Origin of the sequence: Enterobacter cloacae complex sp. I3 (genome assembly GCF_014896175.1) — a bacterium.
Classification (GTDB): domain Bacteria; phylum Pseudomonadota; class Gammaproteobacteria; order Enterobacterales; family Enterobacteriaceae; genus Enterobacter; species Enterobacter bugandensis.
Genome location: NZ_JADBQZ010000015.1, coordinates 89,014 through 105,056, shown reverse-complemented (window position 1 = coordinate 105,056; position 16,043 = coordinate 89,014). Strand labels below are relative to the sequence as shown.

16 protein-coding genes, 1 pseudogene and 1 riboswitch are annotated in these 16,043 nt (G+C 61.8%); of the genes and pseudogenes, 6 read left to right on the top strand and 11 right to left on the bottom strand.

Annotation, left to right across the window (positions count from 1 at the left end; translation table 11 throughout):
* Positions 1 to 504 carry a DedA family protein gene (locus IM271_RS13485; RefSeq protein ID WP_049001621.1) on the bottom strand — a complete coding sequence of 168 codons (504 nt, stop codon included), beginning with the start codon at positions 502 to 504 and terminating at the stop codon, positions 1 to 3.
* Positions 505 to 659: 155 nt separating this feature from the next.
* Positions 660 to 829, top strand: a riboswitch (M-box (ykoK) riboswitch).
* 60 nt (positions 830 to 889) lie between these two features.
* Between IM271_RS13485 and IM271_RS13480 the strand changes: the two genes are divergently transcribed.
* Complete coding sequence (locus tag IM271_RS13480) at positions 890 to 1,891, top strand: magnesium transporter (RefSeq protein ID WP_045261677.1); 1,002 nt, start codon at positions 890 to 892, stop codon at positions 1,889 to 1,891.
* On the opposite strand, the gene hpxK is transcribed toward IM271_RS13480, so the two are convergent.
* From hpxK to hpxU, 7 genes are all read right to left on the bottom strand, one after another.
* Positions 1,857 to 3,119: an allantoate amidohydrolase gene (gene hpxK, locus IM271_RS13475; protein WP_193052730.1), complete on the bottom strand. Its 1,263-nt coding sequence runs from the start codon at positions 3,117 to 3,119 to the stop codon at positions 1,857 to 1,859. The genes IM271_RS13480 and hpxK overlap by 35 nt on opposite strands.
* A complete protein-coding gene (locus IM271_RS13470) occupies positions 3,116 to 4,357 on the bottom strand; it encodes an alanine--glyoxylate aminotransferase family protein (RefSeq protein WP_032651243.1) in 1,242 nt (413 codons plus the stop codon). Before IM271_RS13470 ends, hpxK begins: the two co-directional genes overlap by 4 nt.
* A gap of 13 nt (positions 4,358 to 4,370) precedes the next feature.
* The gene (locus tag IM271_RS13465) at positions 4,371 to 5,108 is read right to left on the bottom strand and encodes an amino acid ABC transporter ATP-binding protein (RefSeq protein ID WP_008499843.1); all 738 of its coding nucleotides are present in this window, start codon (positions 5,106 to 5,108) and stop codon (positions 4,371 to 4,373) included.
* Positions 5,089 to 5,745, bottom strand: coding sequence for an amino acid ABC transporter permease (locus tag IM271_RS13460; protein ID WP_014883296.1), 657 nt, complete (start codon positions 5,743 to 5,745; stop codon positions 5,089 to 5,091). The genes IM271_RS13465 and IM271_RS13460 overlap by 20 nt, the downstream gene beginning before the upstream one ends.
* Entirely contained in the window at positions 5,745 to 6,410 is a 666-nt protein-coding gene (locus tag IM271_RS13455; protein ID WP_041912033.1) for an amino acid ABC transporter permease, read from the bottom strand. Before IM271_RS13455 ends, IM271_RS13460 begins: the two co-directional genes overlap by 1 nt.
* Before the next feature lie 4 nt (positions 6,411 to 6,414).
* On the bottom strand, positions 6,415 to 7,197 hold the full coding sequence (locus IM271_RS13450; RefSeq protein ID WP_045261681.1) for a transporter substrate-binding domain-containing protein: 783 nt from the start codon (positions 7,195 to 7,197) through the stop codon (positions 6,415 to 6,417).
* 191 nt (positions 7,198 to 7,388) lie between these two features.
* Entirely contained in the window at positions 7,389 to 8,228 is an 840-nt protein-coding gene (hpxU, locus tag IM271_RS13445; RefSeq protein WP_045261682.1) for a MurR/RpiR family transcriptional regulator HpxU, read from the bottom strand.
* 143 nt (positions 8,229 to 8,371) lie between these two features.
* Between hpxU and hpxW the strand changes: the two genes are divergently transcribed.
* Genes hpxW through hpxZ form a run of 4 tightly spaced genes read left to right on the top strand, consistent with a single transcriptional unit; the run spans position 8,372 to position 11,931 of the window.
* Positions 8,372 to 9,955 (top strand): oxamate amidohydrolase, encoded by a 1,584-nt coding sequence (gene hpxW, locus IM271_RS13440; protein ID WP_193052729.1) that lies wholly within the window; start codon positions 8,372 to 8,374, stop codon positions 9,953 to 9,955.
* A gap of 10 nt (positions 9,956 to 9,965) precedes the next feature.
* Complete coding sequence (gene hpxX, locus IM271_RS13435; protein WP_028012637.1) at positions 9,966 to 10,154, top strand: oxalurate catabolism protein HpxX; 189 nt, start codon at positions 9,966 to 9,968, stop codon at positions 10,152 to 10,154.
* Positions 10,151 to 11,548: an AtzE family amidohydrolase gene (locus IM271_RS13430; RefSeq protein ID WP_193052728.1), complete on the top strand. Its 1,398-nt coding sequence runs from the start codon at positions 10,151 to 10,153 to the stop codon at positions 11,546 to 11,548. The genes hpxX and IM271_RS13430 overlap by 4 nt, the downstream gene beginning before the upstream one ends.
* Positions 11,545 to 11,931, top strand: a complete 387-nt coding sequence (hpxZ, locus tag IM271_RS13425) for an oxalurate catabolism protein HpxZ (protein WP_048960335.1) — start codon at positions 11,545 to 11,547, stop codon at positions 11,929 to 11,931. Before IM271_RS13430 ends, hpxZ begins: the two co-directional genes overlap by 4 nt.
* 42 nt (positions 11,932 to 11,973) lie before the next feature.
* Here hpxZ and puuE read toward each other — a convergent pair whose 3' ends face one another.
* From puuE to IM271_RS13410, 3 genes and pseudogenes are all read right to left on the bottom strand, one after another.
* A complete protein-coding gene (gene puuE, locus IM271_RS13420) occupies positions 11,974 to 12,873 on the bottom strand; it encodes an allantoinase PuuE (protein WP_370532092.1) in 900 nt (299 codons plus the stop codon).
* Positions 12,791 to 13,661, bottom strand: a pseudogene (gene hpxA, locus IM271_RS13415) (allantoin racemase). The gene puuE and the pseudogene hpxA overlap by 83 nt, the downstream one beginning before the upstream one ends.
* Positions 13,661 to 14,377 carry a GntR family transcriptional regulator gene (locus IM271_RS13410; protein ID WP_193052725.1) on the bottom strand — a complete coding sequence of 239 codons (717 nt, stop codon included), beginning with the start codon at positions 14,375 to 14,377 and terminating at the stop codon, positions 13,661 to 13,663. Before IM271_RS13410 ends, hpxA begins: the two are co-directional and overlap by 1 nt.
* Before the next feature lie 144 nt (positions 14,378 to 14,521).
* Between IM271_RS13410 and IM271_RS13405 the strand changes: the two genes are divergently transcribed.
* Positions 14,522 to 16,018: an NCS1 family nucleobase:cation symporter-1 gene (locus IM271_RS13405; RefSeq protein WP_028012631.1), complete on the top strand. Its 1,497-nt coding sequence runs from the start codon at positions 14,522 to 14,524 to the stop codon at positions 16,016 to 16,018.
* The last annotated feature ends 25 nt before the right edge of the window (positions 16,019 to 16,043 follow it).

Genomic DNA, 16,043 nt, shown 5'->3' with positions numbered 1-16,043 from the left:
TCAAAAGGCGCTTATGCCGGTGACCGCGCCGACATACAGCGCCGCCCATGCACAGGCGGAAAGCAGGCTGACGGCGTAAACTTTGACGGCGTTCAGCCTGAGCATCCCCGCCGCCAGCGGCACGACATAACGCAACACCGCCAGAAAGCGCGACGTAAACAGTACGATGACACCGTTTTTTTGCAGCTGATGCTGAACCCGTAAAAACGTAGCGGCATGCTTCGCCGTAAAGCGCGCGACCAGCCGGGTGTGCCCCATCAGCTGGCCGATATGGTAGTTCAGCACCGATCCCGCCGTTGCCCCCAGCACCACGGCGAGCCACGCCAGCGCAGGATGCATGCTCCCCTGGCTGACGCCGATGCCCGCCAGCAGCATCACCGAGGCGGGCGGCAGCACGGAGGAGATCAGCACCGTGGACTTGCTCAGCGCCATTATGAATAACAGCGCGAACAGATGTGCCGGATAAAGCGCAAAATGATTCAGCAGATTATCAAACCACGCCATTTTCCTTCCCCCCGTTAATTAATCCTCCATTTAAAAGGAATAACCTTAAATAAACCCTCAACATTTTATTAATAAGATTTACCTAAACCTTCCTTAAACATTATTTAATTTCCTGAGCGATAAATTTAAACAGGCGTATTATTCCTCACGCTTTACAACGATCTCGTTATGGCGAGGCTCCTGTACAAATACACGTTATCGCTCTGGTGGGTTCGAGAGAACTGGCACAGGGTAAAACAGGCACTGTCGAATCAAGGCTTTGTCAGTATAACTTCCCTTGCGGGATACGGTGTACAGTGCTGAACCCAGGACGTGGGGATCTCCTTTCCGACATGCCCTGTCTTGCTCGCCCCTGAGAGATTTTATTATTCAAAGGGAATTCACTATGTCTTACGCTATTCACAATCACAACCTGGCATTCAATGACCGCGCGGTCGCGCAATATATGAATACCGATTTTATTGTCCTCGACGTTTCATTATGCGTGGCGCTGGCGCGCGAGCAATTCTTCGAAAAATTAAAAGACGATGATATTCCGTCGCATATTTTTATTGAAGACCATGGACGCCTGGCGGGCATGATTGCGGTACGCAAATTATTGCAGGTCACGGATACCGTGCAGCCAATTAAAAGCCTGATGATTTCGCAGTTTTTGCAGGTGAAACCGGAAGATGAACGAGCCGATGTCGCCGGACTTCTGGCCCACGGCGACGCGGACGTCGTGCCGGTGGTGACCCACGGCAAGCTCGTCGGCTGCCTGACCGAGCGCGAAATCGCCCATCTGCTGGAAGATGACGTCACCGAAGACGCCCAGCTTCAGGGGGCGACGCTGCCGCTGGAGAAGCCCTATCTGGAAACCAGCGCCTTCAGCCTGTGGAAGAAACGCTCCGTATGGCTGCTGCTGCTGTTTGTCGCGGAAGCCTACACCAGCTCGGTGATCCAGCACTTCGAAGAGGCGCTGGAGTCTGCCATCGCGCTGGCGTTCTTTATTCCGCTGCTGATCGGCACGGGCGGCAACAGCGGAACGCAGATTACCTCCACGCTGGTGCGCGCCATGGCGCTGGGTGAAGTGCATCTGCGCGACGTGGGCCGCGTGCTGCGCAAAGAGATGACCACCTCGCTGATGATTGCTGTGACGCTCGGTATTGCCGGGTGCATCCGCGCCTGGATGATGGGTATCGGGCTGGAAATCACGCTTATCGTCAGCCTGACGCTGGTATGCATTACGCTCTGGAGCGCGATTGTGTCGTCAGTGATCCCGATGGTGCTCAAGCGCTGCGGCATTGACCCGGCGGTCGTCTCCGCGCCGTTTATCGCGACGCTTATCGACGGTACCGGGCTGATTATCTACTTCAAGATCGCGCAGTATACGCTGGGGCTGGAGTAACGCGATCCGCCAGCTGAATCACCGCACGCGAAAACGCCTCAATCGCCAGCGCAACATCCTCAGCCATCACCGATTCCGCCGGGTGGTGGCTGACTCCGCCCCTGCAGCGCACGAACAGCATGCCCACCGGCCAGCGTTCCGCGATGGCAATCGCATCGTGGCCCGCGCCGCTGGGCAGCGACAGCGAGCGTCCCTGTACCGATTTGACGGCCTCCCCCAGCACGTTCTGCAGGTGCAGATCGCACGGCGTGGCGGCAATGCGGTAAAACTCCTCGGCGCTAAATGCCAGCCCGCGGCGCGATACGACCGCCCGGGCATGTTCCAGCAGGTCGTTGAGCAACCTGTCCAGCGGTGCATCCTGCGGGCCGCGAATATCGAGCGAGAGCTGAACCTCACCGGGGATCACGTTGACCGCTCCCGGCAGACAGCGCAATTCCCCGACCGTCGCCACCAGGTTGCCGCCCTGCTGTCGGGTAGCGTTTTCAATGATAACCATCCACTCGGCGGCGGCGGCCAGCGCATCCCTGCGGTGGAGCATCGGCACGGTTCCCGCATGTCCGGCCTCGCCGGTGAAGCGACAGTTCAGGCGACGCGCACCGTTAATGGCTTCCACCACGCCAAGCGCGAGCGCCTCCTGCTCAAGGCACGGCCCCTGCTCAATATGCAGCTCGAGATAGGCGCTGAAATCTACCTGACGCCTTGCGGCATGCGACACGCGGGCAGGATCGAGCCCCGCCTGGGTCATCGCCTGCGCCACGCTGATGCCGCTGGCGTCGGTTTTTTCCAGCCAGCCCTGCGGCCAGGTGCCCGTCAGCCCCCGGCTGCCTAACAGCGTAATGCCGAAGCGGGTGCCCTCTTCATCGCAAAAGCCGACAATCTCGATGGCCTGCGCCAGGTGCACACCCTGCTGATGCAGGCTGTCCACCACTTCAATGGCCGTGAGCACCCCGAGCATGCCGTCGTAGCGTCCCGCGTTGCGCACGGTATCCAGATGCGATCCAAGCAGCACCGCCTGCGCCCCTTCCAGCGCCCCCTCATAGCGTCCACAAATGTTGCCCACGCTGTCCTGCCAGACGGTCATGCCCGCCTGGCTCATCCACTGCCCCACCAGCTGGTTGGCCTGCTGATGCTGCACCGAGAGATAGACCCTAGTCAGCGCATCCGGGGTTTCGCTGATGGCGGCCAGCGCGTCGGCGCGGGCCATCACCCGTTCTGCCGCCGGGCTCATTGCGGCGTCTCGCGGCGATAGTGGTCCCACGCGGCCTGCATCGCCGCACCCTGCGTGGTGGTGAATTTCAGGTAGTTCAGCACCGACTCCAGCGCGCTCAGGGTGGTCATCACACAGTCCTTGCGCGCGTTATAGCCCATGGTGCCGATGCGCCACACCTTGCCGTGCAGCGGGCCAAACGAGGTGCCGATCTCAATCCCGAAATCCTCCAGCATCAGCTTACGCACCTGGTCGCCGTTGATGCCCTGCGGGATGACCACCCCCAGCACATTGTTCATCTTGTGCTTCAGATCGCCAAAGGTCTCCAGCCCCATCGCCTGAATGCCCTTCAGCAGCGCATCGCCGTGCAGCCTGTGGCGGGCGATGCCGTTATCCAGCCCTTCCTGCAGGATCAAACGCGCGCACTCACGGGCGCCAAACAGCGCGGTGGTCGCTTCGGTGTGGTGGTTGAGGCGCTCCGGCCCCCAGTAGTCCATCACCATGCCGAGATCGAAATAGTTGGAGTAGATCATCTCCTCATCGCCGTCGCGGTGGGCGTCGGTGCGAATGCCCTCCTCAACGCATTTACGGCGGCGGATCGCCTCCTCCATGCGCGCGCTCAGGGTGATCGGCGACGTGCCCGACGGGCCGCCGAGGCACTTCTGCATCCCTGCCGAGACGGCGTCCAGCCCCCATGCGTCGGTCTCCAGCGCGTTGCCGCCGAGCGACGCGGTGGCATCGGTGTAAAACAGCACATCGTAGCGGCGGCAGATGGCACCGAGCTCCGCGAGCGGCTGCAGCATGGTGGTGGAGGTGTCGCCCTGCACGGTCAGCAGCAGGCGCGGACGAATACGCTTAATCGCATCCTCCACCTGGTCCGGGGTAAACACCTCGCCCCACGGCACCTCGATGGTGTGCACCTCCGCGCGGCAGCGGCGGGCAATTTCGCACAGCAGGTGGCCAAAGCGGCCAAAGACCGGCACCAGCACCTTATCGCCCGGGCGGATGGCGGAGACCAGAATGGCCTCAATTCCCGCGCGGGAGGTGCCGTCCACCAGCATCGTCCAGCGGTTTTCGGTGCGGAACACGCCGCGATAGAGCGCCATCACCTCGTTCATGTAGTGGGTCATGGCCGGATCGTACTGGCCAATCAGCTGGCTCGACATAGCGCGCAGCACGCGCGGGTCGGCGTTGATCGGCCCAGGCCCCATCAGCAGGCGCTGGGGCGGGTTGATTTGCGGAAAGTGTGCGATATCCATTTGTCAGTCCTTATCAGTTGAGGCCGCGCACGGAGGAGATGAACTGCTTCAGTTCCGTGGTCTGCGGGTTGGCGAACAGCGTTTTGCTGTCGCCCTGCTCCCAGACTTTCCCCTGGTGCATAAACACCACGCGGTCGCCCACTTCGCGGGCAAAATTCATTTCATGGGTCACGAGAATCAGGGTCATCCCCTCGGCCGCCAGCTGCTCCAGCACCTTGAGCACTTCGCCCACCAGCTCCGGGTCGAGCGCGGAGGTGATCTCGTCGCAGAGTAAAACTTTCGGCGACATCGCCAGCGCGCGGGCAATCGCCACGCGCTGCTGCTGGCCGCCGGAGAGGCTCGACGGGTAGTAATCCAGACGATCGCCAAGCCCCACTTTCTCCAGCATGCGCTGGGCCAGTTCGCGGCATTCGGCGGCGCTTTTCTTCAGCACCCGACGCGGGGCGAGCATCACGTTCTCCAGCGCCGTCATGTGCGGGAACAGGTTGAAGCTCTGGAACACCATCCCGACCGAGCGGCTGATTTCGCGCGCCTGAGAATCCCGGTCGGTAATGGTCATGCCGCCCAGCTTGATGCTTCCGTCCTGATACCCTTCCAGGCCGTTGATGCAGCGCAGCAGCGTGCTTTTACCCGATCCGCTGCGCCCGATAATGGAGATCACCTGGCCCATGTCGATATCCAGATCGACGCCCTTGAGCACGTGGTTATCGCCGTAGTACTTCTGCACCTGATTAATGGTGATGAGAGGCATTGAATTTGGTCTCCAGATAGCGGCTGTAGCGCGACAGCGGATAACACAGAATAAAGTAGCCCAGCGCCACCAGCGCAAAGACCTTAAATGGCTGATAGGTCACGTTGGTCAGCATGGTGCCGGCCTTGGTCAGCTCGATGAAGCCGATAATCGACGCCAGCGCGGTACCTTTGATTACCTGCACCGCAAAGCCCACCGTCGGGGCGATGCCGATGCGCAGCGCCTGCGGAGCGACCACGCGAAACAGGGTCTGGCCGAAGGTCAGGCCCAGGCAGCGCGAGGCTTCCCACTGCCCCTTCGGCAGGGCGCGAATGCTGCCGTACCAGATATCGAGCAGAAATGCGCTGGTGTAGAAGGTTAACGCCAGCGAGGCGGCGGTCCACGGCGAAACGTCGATGCCGAACAGCGCCACGCCGAAGAAGGCCAGGAACAGCTGCATCAGCAGCGGGGTGCCCTGAAACAGCTCGATATAGCCGCGGATAATGCGCTTCACCGTGCGCCCGCCCGTCAGGCGCAGCAGCAGGAGCGGCAGCGTTACCACCGCCCCGCCGACAAACGCCACCAGCGACAGCAGTACCGTCCAGCGTCCGGCCAGCAGCAGGTTGCGAATAATGTCCCAGTCGGTAAAGGTGGTCATCATGCCTGCACCCCCAGCCATTTGCGTCCTGCCGCCATCATCAACTGGCGCAGGGTAATCGACAGCGCTAAGTAAATCCCGGTTGTCACCAGATAGACCTCAAAGCTCAAAAACGTTCTGGACTGGATCAGGTTAGCGGCGAAGGTCAGCTCTTCATACGAGACCTGCGACACCACCGACGAGCCGAGCATCACGATGATGCACTGGCTCACCAGCGCCGGATAAATGCGCTGCAGCGCGGGCGGCAGCACCACGCGAATAAACGTCTGCAGACGGGTCAGCCCCAGCACGCGCCCGGCCTCCCACTGTCCTTTCGGCGTGACCTGAATGCCCGCGCGGATAATTTCGGTGCTGTACGCGCCCAGGTTCACCACCATTGCCAATAGCGCCGCCTCCCCCGCCGTCATCTTCAGGCCAAGATTCGGCAGGCCGAAGACGATGAAAAACAGCTGCACCACAAACGGCGTGTTGCGGATGATCTCCACGTAGCCGCCCCAGATCCGGCTGTACCAGGTGGTGCGTCCGCTGCGGATCGCTGCGCCGAAAATCCCGATTGCCAGCCCGCCGACGGTTGCCATTACCGTCAGCTGAATGGTGACCCACAGCCCGGCCAGCAGCTCCGGCCAGTGCGGCCAGAGGGCTGAAAAATCAAGTTGCTCCGTCATAGGCTCAGGCGCCAAGGTTTGCCGGCAGCGGGGCCTTCAGCCATTGCTCAGACAGGCCGTTCAGCGTGCCGTCCTTGATGCCCTGCTCAATCAGCGCATCCACTTTCGCCTTCAGGGCCGGTTCGTTCTTCTTCAGGCCGATAAAGCACGGTGAGTCTTTCAGCATAAAGCTCGGCACCGGGGCTTTATCCGCGTTCTGGCGCGAAATGGCCGCCACCACGAGGTTGCCGGTCGCCACGTACTGCACCTGGCCGGAGAGGTAGGCCGAGAGCGTGGTGTTGTTGTCTTCGTAGCGTTTCACGTTGGCATCTTTCGGTGCCAGGCCGGTCAGCACCATGTCCTCCACCGCCCCGCGCGTCACGCCGATGGTTTTTCCGCTCAGCGCGGCGGCGTCCTTCAGCTCGGCGCCTTTCGGGCCAAACACGCCGAGGAAGAACGGCGCGTAGGCGCGGCTGAAGTCGATCACCTTCTCGCGCTCCGGGTTTTTACCGAGGCTGGAAATGACCAGGTCCACCTTATCGGTTTGCAGGTACGGCACGCGGTTGGCGCTGGTCACCGGCACCAGCTGCAGCTTGAGCTTCATCTGTTTCGCCAGATAGCGCGCCATGTCTATGTCGTAGCCCTGCGGCTGCAGATCGGTCCCTACCGAGCCAAACGGCGGGAAATCCTGCGGAACGGCAATGCGAATGGTGCCGCGCTTCTCGATATCCTGAAGCTGGTCAGCCTTTGCCGGCAGCTGAGTGAAGAGACAGGCGGCCCCGGCCAGTGCAATAAACAGTTTTTTCATGGTGCTTCCCCGTAACGTTAACATGAAACAAAAGATTCTTTGAATGTGATTTTGCAACTAATGTGCCAGATAAGGCGAAGCGGGGAATTTTCTCTTAAAGCCTGATAAAACGCGAACGGGGCGAAAATACTCTCTATTTTCGCCCCGTTCAATTGCACCATTTCAATGCAAAGCACCAGTCTGATGCCCCATTATCGTTGTTCGAGTTCGTCCAGCTGCTGGTAGAGGGAGGCAATCTCGTGAATGCGCGGACGGCCTTTATCGAGAATGTCATGCAGGAAGGCGTTTGCCAGCAGGTTGATCAGGCTGTTGACCGAGGAATAACTGTCATAGGCGGAGACGCTGTCCAGCGGGGCGCAGAGCTGCCAGCTCGCCAGCGGAAATAAGCTGTGGGCCTGCGGCTCGCACATCAGCAGCACCGGAATACCGCTACTCTGAAGCTGCTGCATCAGCGGACGAATGATGCGCGGGCGGCGGCGGAAGGCCATCATCACCACCAGATCGTCCGGCGTTAGGTCCACCAGCTCCTCGCTCAGGCTCTGGCCCGGCTGCGGCAGGACCAGCACCTGACCGCGCGCCTGCAGCAGCTGCTGGCGCAGGTGGAGCGCCGCCGGATAAGCGTTACGCATGCCGATAATGACAATGCGCCGCGCCTTGACCATGCAGGCCATGGCGTCGGCAAACTGCTGCGCGTCAAGGGCATTGACCCACTGGGTCAGGTTCGCCATCTCCTGCTTGTAGTGGCGCGCCAGCAGCGTGTTGCCCTGCACCGCATCGCGGTTATCGGTGAGCGGCATCCCGCTCTGGCGCAGGGTGCGCAGCTCGTCGCGCATATCCTTATATTTCTCATAGCCCAGACGCTTAAACAGGCGGCTGACCGTGGCTTTCGACACCCCGCTCAGCTGCGCCAGCTCGGCGCTGTTGTAGCTGATCAGGTCGTCAAAATGGTCGAATATAAAGTCTGCCACCCGCTGCTCCTGCGGCGACAGCGACGGGTATTGTGCTTTCAGACGTTCATCCAGTTGTTCCATAGCGCCTCTGTAACTTTTGTTTCATCACATTATACCTTTCTTTATACGTATTCATTATACGTGCCAGTTTACTGAAACTTTTCTTTCAGAACTGGAACAGCTTTTGCAGCGCCTTGTGACTTTCAGTGTTACGAGGACTTCTCATGCAAAGCAACGTCTCCACGCACGGCATGGCCGTTGCGCCCCACCATCTTGCCAGCCAGAGCGCGCTGGCGGTGCTGCGCGAAGGCGGCAGCGCGATTGAAGCGATGGTCGCGGCGGCGGCCACCATCGCCGTGGTTTACCCCCACATGAACGGGCTGGGCGGCGATGGCTTCTGGCTTATCGTGCCGCCAGAAGGCGACCCCATCGCCGTTGACGCCAGCGGCGCGGCGGGATCGCGCGCAACGCTTGCCGCCTACGACGGGCACACGCACATTCCTCATCGCGGACCGCAGGCGGCGCTGACCGTCGCCGGCACGGTGAGCGGCTGGGACGAGGCGCTGAAGGTCTCCCGCGAGATGACCGGCAAGTCGCTGCCGCTGGCCCGCCTGCTGGCCGACGCCATTGACTATGCGCAGAACGGCACCCCGGTCACGGACTCACAGGCCCATGCCACGGCCAGTAAATTCGACGAGCTGAAGGCCATCCCCGGCTTCGCGGAAACGTGGCTGGTGAACGGTAAGCCGCCCCAGGTCGGGAGCCGTTTTTACCAGCCCGCCATGGCCTCAACCCTGACGCGCCTCGTAGAGGACGGTCTGGACAGCTTTTATCGCGGCCCGCTGGCGAACGTGGTGGCGCACGGCATGGAGACGCTGGGCATGCCCGTGACGCTGGCCGATCTTAACGCGCACGTTGCCCGGCGCACCGCGCCGCTGAAGCTGCAGCATCAGCAGGGGGAGATCTTTAACCACGCCCCGCCGACGCAGGGGCTGGTCTCGCTGGCGATACTCGGCATCACCGACCGCCTGAATATGGCGGAGGCCGACGACGCGGACACCATTCACCGCATCGTTGAAGCCACCAAGCTGGCCTTTGGCCTGCGCGATGCCCACATTACCGACCCGCGTGAGCTGAAAACCGAGATTCAGAAACTGCTGGATCCCGCCGCCCTGCAGGCGCTTGCCGACAGGGTTGACGACGGCCACGCCGCGCCGTGGGGAACCGGAAAAGGGCCCGGCGATACGGTGTGGATGGGGGTGATGGATAACAGCGGGCTGGCCGTGTCGTTTATCCAGAGTATTTATCACGAGTTCGGCAGCGGCGTGGTGCTGCCCGATACCGGCATCGTCTGGCAGAACCGGGGGGCGTCGTTCAGCCTCGACCCCGCTCATCTTCTGGCCCTCGCGCCGGGCAAACAGCCTTTCCATACCCTGAACCCGGCGGCGGCGCGTCTTAAGGACGGGCGCGTAATGGTCTACGGATCGATGGGCGGTGACGGACAGCCGCAAACCCAGGCCGCGCTCTTTACCCGCTACGTGGTTCAGGGCGTGCCCTTGCAGGAAAGCATTTCCCGCCCGCGCTGGCTGCTGGGGCGCACCTGGGGACAAACCTCAGACACGTTAAAGCTGGAAGGACGCTTTACCGCTGAGACGGTCTTACGGCTTCAGGTACTCGGACATGAGGTAGAAATATTCCCTGACTTCAGTGAAGCGATGGGCCACGCGGGCGCGATTGTCCGCCACCCCAACGGGCTGTTTGAAGGGGCGTTTGACCCGCGCAGCAACGGCGCGGCCGCCGGATACTGAGGAGAAAACAATGACGACACAACAACCCGACTGGCAGGCGTATCTTGCGCAAATGGAGTCCGTGCTCGGCGTGACGCTGGACGATGCCCGCCGCGCTGAGCTGCAGTTGCAGTTCAGCCGCATTGCCAGCATGGCCGCCCCGCTGATGGCGCTGCCGCTCGACGACCGTCTGGAGATCGCAGGAGTGTATAAAGCATGACGCTACACGAGATGAGTATCAGCGACATTCAACAGGCGCTGAGCGCGGGCGAGCTGAGCGCCCATGAGATTGCCCGCCAGACGCTGGAGACGATTGGGCGCGTTAATCCGCAGATCAATGCCTGGACCACCGTGACGGAAGCACGCATGCTCGCCGAGGCCGAGAACATCGACACCCTGCGCCGCGAGAAGCGCCCCCTGCCGCCGCTGGCGGGCGTGCCCTACGCGGTGAAAAACCTGTTCGACGTTGCCGGACACACCACCCTCGCGGGCGCCGGGCTGTTCAGCCAGCGCCCCGCTGCGGCCGCTGACAGCTTCGCCGTGCGCCAGCTGCGCAGCGCGGGCGGGCTGCTGTCCGGGATGGTGAATATGGACGCCTACGCCTACGGCTTTACCACCGAGAACAGCCACTACGGCGCGACGCGTAACCCGCACGACCTGACGCGCATTGCGGGCGGATCCTCTGGCGGTTCAGCCGCCGCCGTGGCCGCCGGGCTGGTGCACTTTTCGCTCGGCACCGACACCAACGGGTCGATTCGCGTTCCGGCCTCGCTGTGCGGCATCTATGGCCTCAAGCCCACCTTTGGCCGCCTGTCACGATCCGGCAGCCATCCGTTTGTCGCGAGCCTGGATCATATCGGCCCCTTTGCCCGCCGGGTGTGCGACCTGGCATCCGTGTACGACGCGCTGCAGGGCCGGGACAGCAGCGACCGTTTTCAGGCAGAGAGCTCACGCGAGCAGACGCGCCCCCTGCTAGACCGCGGGCTTGACGGCCTGCGCTGCGCGGTGCTCAGCGGCTACTTCACCACCTGGTGCGACGCACAGGCCAGAGACGCCGTGGCGCGGGTGGCGAAGGCGCTCGACGTGCAGGATGAGCTGCAGTTTCCGGACGCCGAGCTGGCGCGCTCCGCGGCGTTTATCATCAGCGCCGCCGAAGGGGGAAATCAGTACCTGCCCGCGCTTCGCCGCGAGCCCGAGCGCTTTGAGCCGCACTCCCGCGAGCGACTGCTGGCAGGCGCGATGATCCCCTCCGCCTGGTATATTCAGGCCCAGCGGTTCCGCGCGCAGGCGCGGCAGGCGTTTCACGCACTGTTTGCCCAGGCCGACGTGCTGATCGCCCCCGCGACGCCGCGCAGCGCCACGCGGATCGGCGAGCAAGTCATGGAGATTAACGGTCAGCCGCTCCCCATCCGCGCCAGCATGGGGATGCTGACCCAGCCGATTTCATTTTTGGGCCTGCCCGTGACCACCGTTCCGCTGCGCACCGCACATGGCGCGCCGATTGGCCTGCAGCTGATTGCCGCGCCGTTTAACGAGCAGGCCTGCCTGCGCGTCGCGCGCGTGCTGGAAGAGAGCGGCATCACCGATGCCCGCCCGGCGGAGGTTGCAGCATGATCAATCACGATGACATTAACCTGCCGTGGGTGGTTGCCGAGGTGACGGCCGCGTTTTACCGCTACGAGGACGCGCTGGTGAGTAACAACATTGCCGTGCTGGACGAGCTGTTCTGGCACGACAAAAACACGGTGCGTCTGGGGGCGGGGGAAAACCTGTACGGGATCGATGAAATCCGCGCCTTTAGGGCGGCGCGCCCGTCTGCCGGGCTTCAGCGGACGCTGCGCCACACCGTGATTACCACCTTCGGGGAGGATTATGCCGTGTGCAGCACCGAGTTTACCCGTGAAGGTACGGAGCGGATTGGCCGCCAGCAGCAGACGTGGGTAAGGTTTGCCTACGGGTGGCGGATCGTGGCGGCGCAGGTGAGTTTGATGGTGTAGACCGGGTAAGGCGCAGCCGCCACCCGGCAAAACATCGCACAATTACTTCTGAAACGGATGCACTTCCCGCCAGTGGTCAGCAATCTGCTGGCGGGTACAGACCCACACCCGATCGTGCTGCTGCACGTAATCCAGAAACCGTTGCAGCGCGCGAAAACGCCCCGGCCTTCCCAGCAGGCGGCAGTGCATGCCGATGGACATCATCTTTGGCGCGCTCTCCCCCTCCTCGTACAGCACGTCAAAGCTGTCCTTCAGGTACGTATAAAACTGCTCGGCGGTGTTAAACCCCTGCGCGGTCGCAAAGCGCATGTCGTTCGCATCCAGCGTATAGGGCACGATCAGGTGCGGTTTGCGGGTGCCGTCGCCGCAGGCCACTTCCGTCCAGAAGGGCAAATCATCGCCGTAGTAGTCGCTGTCGTAGTCAAAGCCGCCGTGCTCCACCACCAGCTGGCGGGTGTTGGGGCTGTCGCGCCCGGTGTACCAGCCCGTCGGCGGCTTGCCGAACAGGTCGGTCAGAATCTGCACCGCCTTATGTAGGTGGTCGCGCTCCTGGCGGATGTCCATGTTCTGATAGTGGATCCAGCGCCAGCCGTGGCTGACCACGTCGTAATCCGCGGCCTTGATCGCCTCAACAATCTCCGGGTGACGCGCCAGCGCCATCGCCACGCCAAAGACCGTCAGCGGCAGGCCGCGTTTTTGAAATTCATTGTGGATCCGCCAGAACCCGGCGCGACTGCCGTATTCGTAAAGGGAGTCCATCGACATGTGTTTGTCCGGGTAGCTGGCCGCGCCGATGATGTCCGACAGGAACTGCTCGGACCCGGCATCGCCGTGCAGAACGTGGTTTTCCGCCCCTTCTTCATAATTGAGCACAAACTGCACCGCGATGCGCGCCTGATTCGGCCACCGCGCGTGCGGCGGGTTGCCCGCGTAGCCGCGCAGATCCCGCGGATAATCCTGTTCGAAAAGCCCCATACCACCCCCAAAAGTTAAAATGGATTCAATGCCTGAAAATGTCCGCTTAACGGTTTGCTCTCCGGGAAGGCCAGATCCCCGTGCTTGCTGGTTGAGAGCCCCAGCGCCACCAGCGACTCCACCATCTTCACCGCCGCGCTGACGCCGTCGATCACCGGCACGCGCAGCTCGCGGGTCAGCTCCTGCGCCAGCGTCGCCATGCCGCCGCAGCCGAGCACGATGGCGCCGCAGCCATCCTCTTTCAGCGCCTGTATACAGCGCGCGCGCACCTTCTCCTGCGCCAGACCGCTGCCGTCCTCCAGCGCCAGCACCGGAAGGTCGATGGCGTGCAGCGCTGCGCAGTGGTCCTGAAAGCCATACTGGTGCAACAGATGGCGGGCAATAATCAGCGTGCGCGGCAGCGTGGTGACCACCGAAAAGCGCGTCGCGACCAGCGTCGCCATATGCATAGCGGCTTCAGCAATGCCGATAACCGGCCCCTGCGCCAGCTCGCGCGCCGCCAGCAGGCCCGGATCGCCAAAGCAGGCAATCACGTGACCATCCACGCCCTGCTCCCTGCCTTTTTTGATCTGTTCCAGGACACCAACGGCGGCGATGGCCTCATCAAAGTGGCCTTCTATAGACGGCACGCCCGCGCTCGGGCAGACCGCGAGGATCTCCGTTCCCGGCGCCGCCACCGCGCGGGCCGCCGCGCCGATGGTTTCCGTCATCGCGAGGCTGGTGTTGGGGTTGATCACTTGTATACAGACAGACATTACGACTCCTTGTGGCCGGCAAACAGCCGGGCAAAATCAGGCAGGCACTCGCCCGCCCGCTCGAAGCAGAGGCTGGCAACGATATGTTCAAAATGGTGCATGAGGGCATCGCTTAATGGCTCAAGCGCCTTCTGGCGCAGCAGATCCACCAGCTGTTCGTGATCGTTGCAGCGGCAGCCCTGACGCCACGGCGCGCCCCAGGTGGCAATCACCAGTGACGATCGCTGGCTCAGGCCGGTCACCATCTCGGTGAGCACCTGGTTGCCGGAGATGGCGTGCAGCTGAATGTGGAAATTGGCGGAGTGGCGAATTGCCGCCGGGCCGTCATAGGCCTCGTGCGCCTGCTGCTCCTGACGAATAATGGCCTCCAGCGCGGCAAGGTGCGGCGGCTGACAGTGCGCCAGCACGTCCGGCAGGTTAGCGACCTCCAGCAGCGCGCGGGTGCGGAAGATGTGCCGCGCCTCTTCCACCGTCGGGCTGGCGACGTGTGCACCACGTTTGGGCGTCAGGGTGACCATTTGCACAGCGGCGAGTCGTTGAAGCACCTTGCGGATGCCCGTGCGGCTCACGCCAAACACCTCGGCCAGCGCCTCTTCCGGCAATTTGCTCCCCGGCAGCAGCTGATGTTCCACAATCGCGGTCATCAGCGCCTGGAAGATGGTTTCGTCTTTGTCATGCAGGTCTGGCGCGGTCTGCAGGGCGTTTATGTTGTTCATTCACCACTCCGAATTTTACTTTCCGTTATCGAATCGTATACATAAAAATAAAATATTGCATACAAGATTTATTATTTTGGCCTGGATCCTGCAACACCGTTTGCACTCCCACTCAACGGGTTTTCATTCACAGGAGCAGGTTTCATGCCAAACAGTCAAAACGCACAGCAGAGTACGGCCGCTGATTCCGGTACGGTTTACAGCCCACGTCTTTGCAATGAGGATCTGGCACCGACGCGTGACCAGAACTGGAGCTGGTACAACATCTTTTCATTCTGGATGTCCGACGTTCACAGCATGGGGGGTTACGTTGTTGCCGCGAGCTTCTTTACGCTCGGGCTGGCAAGCTGGCAGGTGCTGCTCTGCCTGCTGGTGGGGATCTGCATTGTGCAGCTGTGCGCCAACCTGGTAGCAAAACCGAGCCAGATGGCGGGCGTGCCCTATGCGGTGATCAGCCGTCAGGCGTTTGGCGTCTTCGGGGCCAATATTCCGGCGGTGATCCGCGGTCTTATCGCCTTTGCGTGGTACGGCATCCAGACCTGGCTTGCCGCCAACGCGCTGATGCTAGTGGTGCTGAAGTTCTGGCCTTCTCTGGCGAGCCTTACCACCGGTGCCTTCCTGGGCCTGTCGCCGCTGGGCTGGATCTGCTTTGCCATCATGTGGGTTCTTCAGGCGATGGTCTTCTGGCACGGCATGAACGCCATTAAGCGCTTTATTGATATCGCCGGTCCGGCGGTCTATGTGGTGATGCTGGCCCTCGCGGGTTGGATTGTATACAAGACCGGTTTTGACGGGATCTCTTTCACCCTCGCCAGCAAATCCCTGAGCGCGGGCGAGCAGACCTGGCAGATGATCACCGCGACCGCGCTGGTGGTCTCCTACTTCTCCGGCCCGCTGCTTAACTTTGGCGACTTCTCCCGCTACGGCAAAAGCATGGGTGAGATCCGCCGTGGCAACCGCTGGGGGCTACCGTTTAACTTCCTGCTGTTCTCCATCGTCACCGTGGTGATTGTCTCCGGCACCCAGTCGCTGTTTGGCCGCATGATCACCGACCCGATCGAAACCGTCAGCCGCGTAGGTAACGATCTGGCCGTGGCGATTGGCCTGCTGACGATGATCACCGCCACCATCGGGATCAACATCGTGGCAAACTTCGTCTCACCGGCGTTTGATTTCTCTAACTGCTCGCCGCAGAAGATCAGCTTCCGCACCGGGGGGATGATTGCCGCCGTCGGCTCGATCCTGCTCACCCCGTGGAACCTGTTCAACTCGCCGGAGCTCATCCATTACACCCTGGACGTGCTTGGAGCGTTTATCGGCCCGCTGTTCGGCATTCTGATTGCCGATTTCTACCTGATTAAGCGCGGCAAGGTGTCGGTAGACGATCTGTTCGACGACACGCCAAAGGGCAAATACTGGTACCGCAACGGCTTTAACCCGAAGGCCATTGGCGCGCTGATCCCATCCGTTGCCGTAGGTCTGGTGATTGGCTTTATCCCGGCCCTGCATGAAGTGGCAAACTTCAGCTGGTTTATCGGCGTCTTCCTCGGCGGCGTGACCTACCGCTGGCTGGCGCGGGAAGAGCGCGAGACGGCAGGCGCAGCCTCGTTCAGCTCCCGCGTAGCGACGCAAAAAGAGTAACCCCTCCTTCCGGCCGCAGTTTATC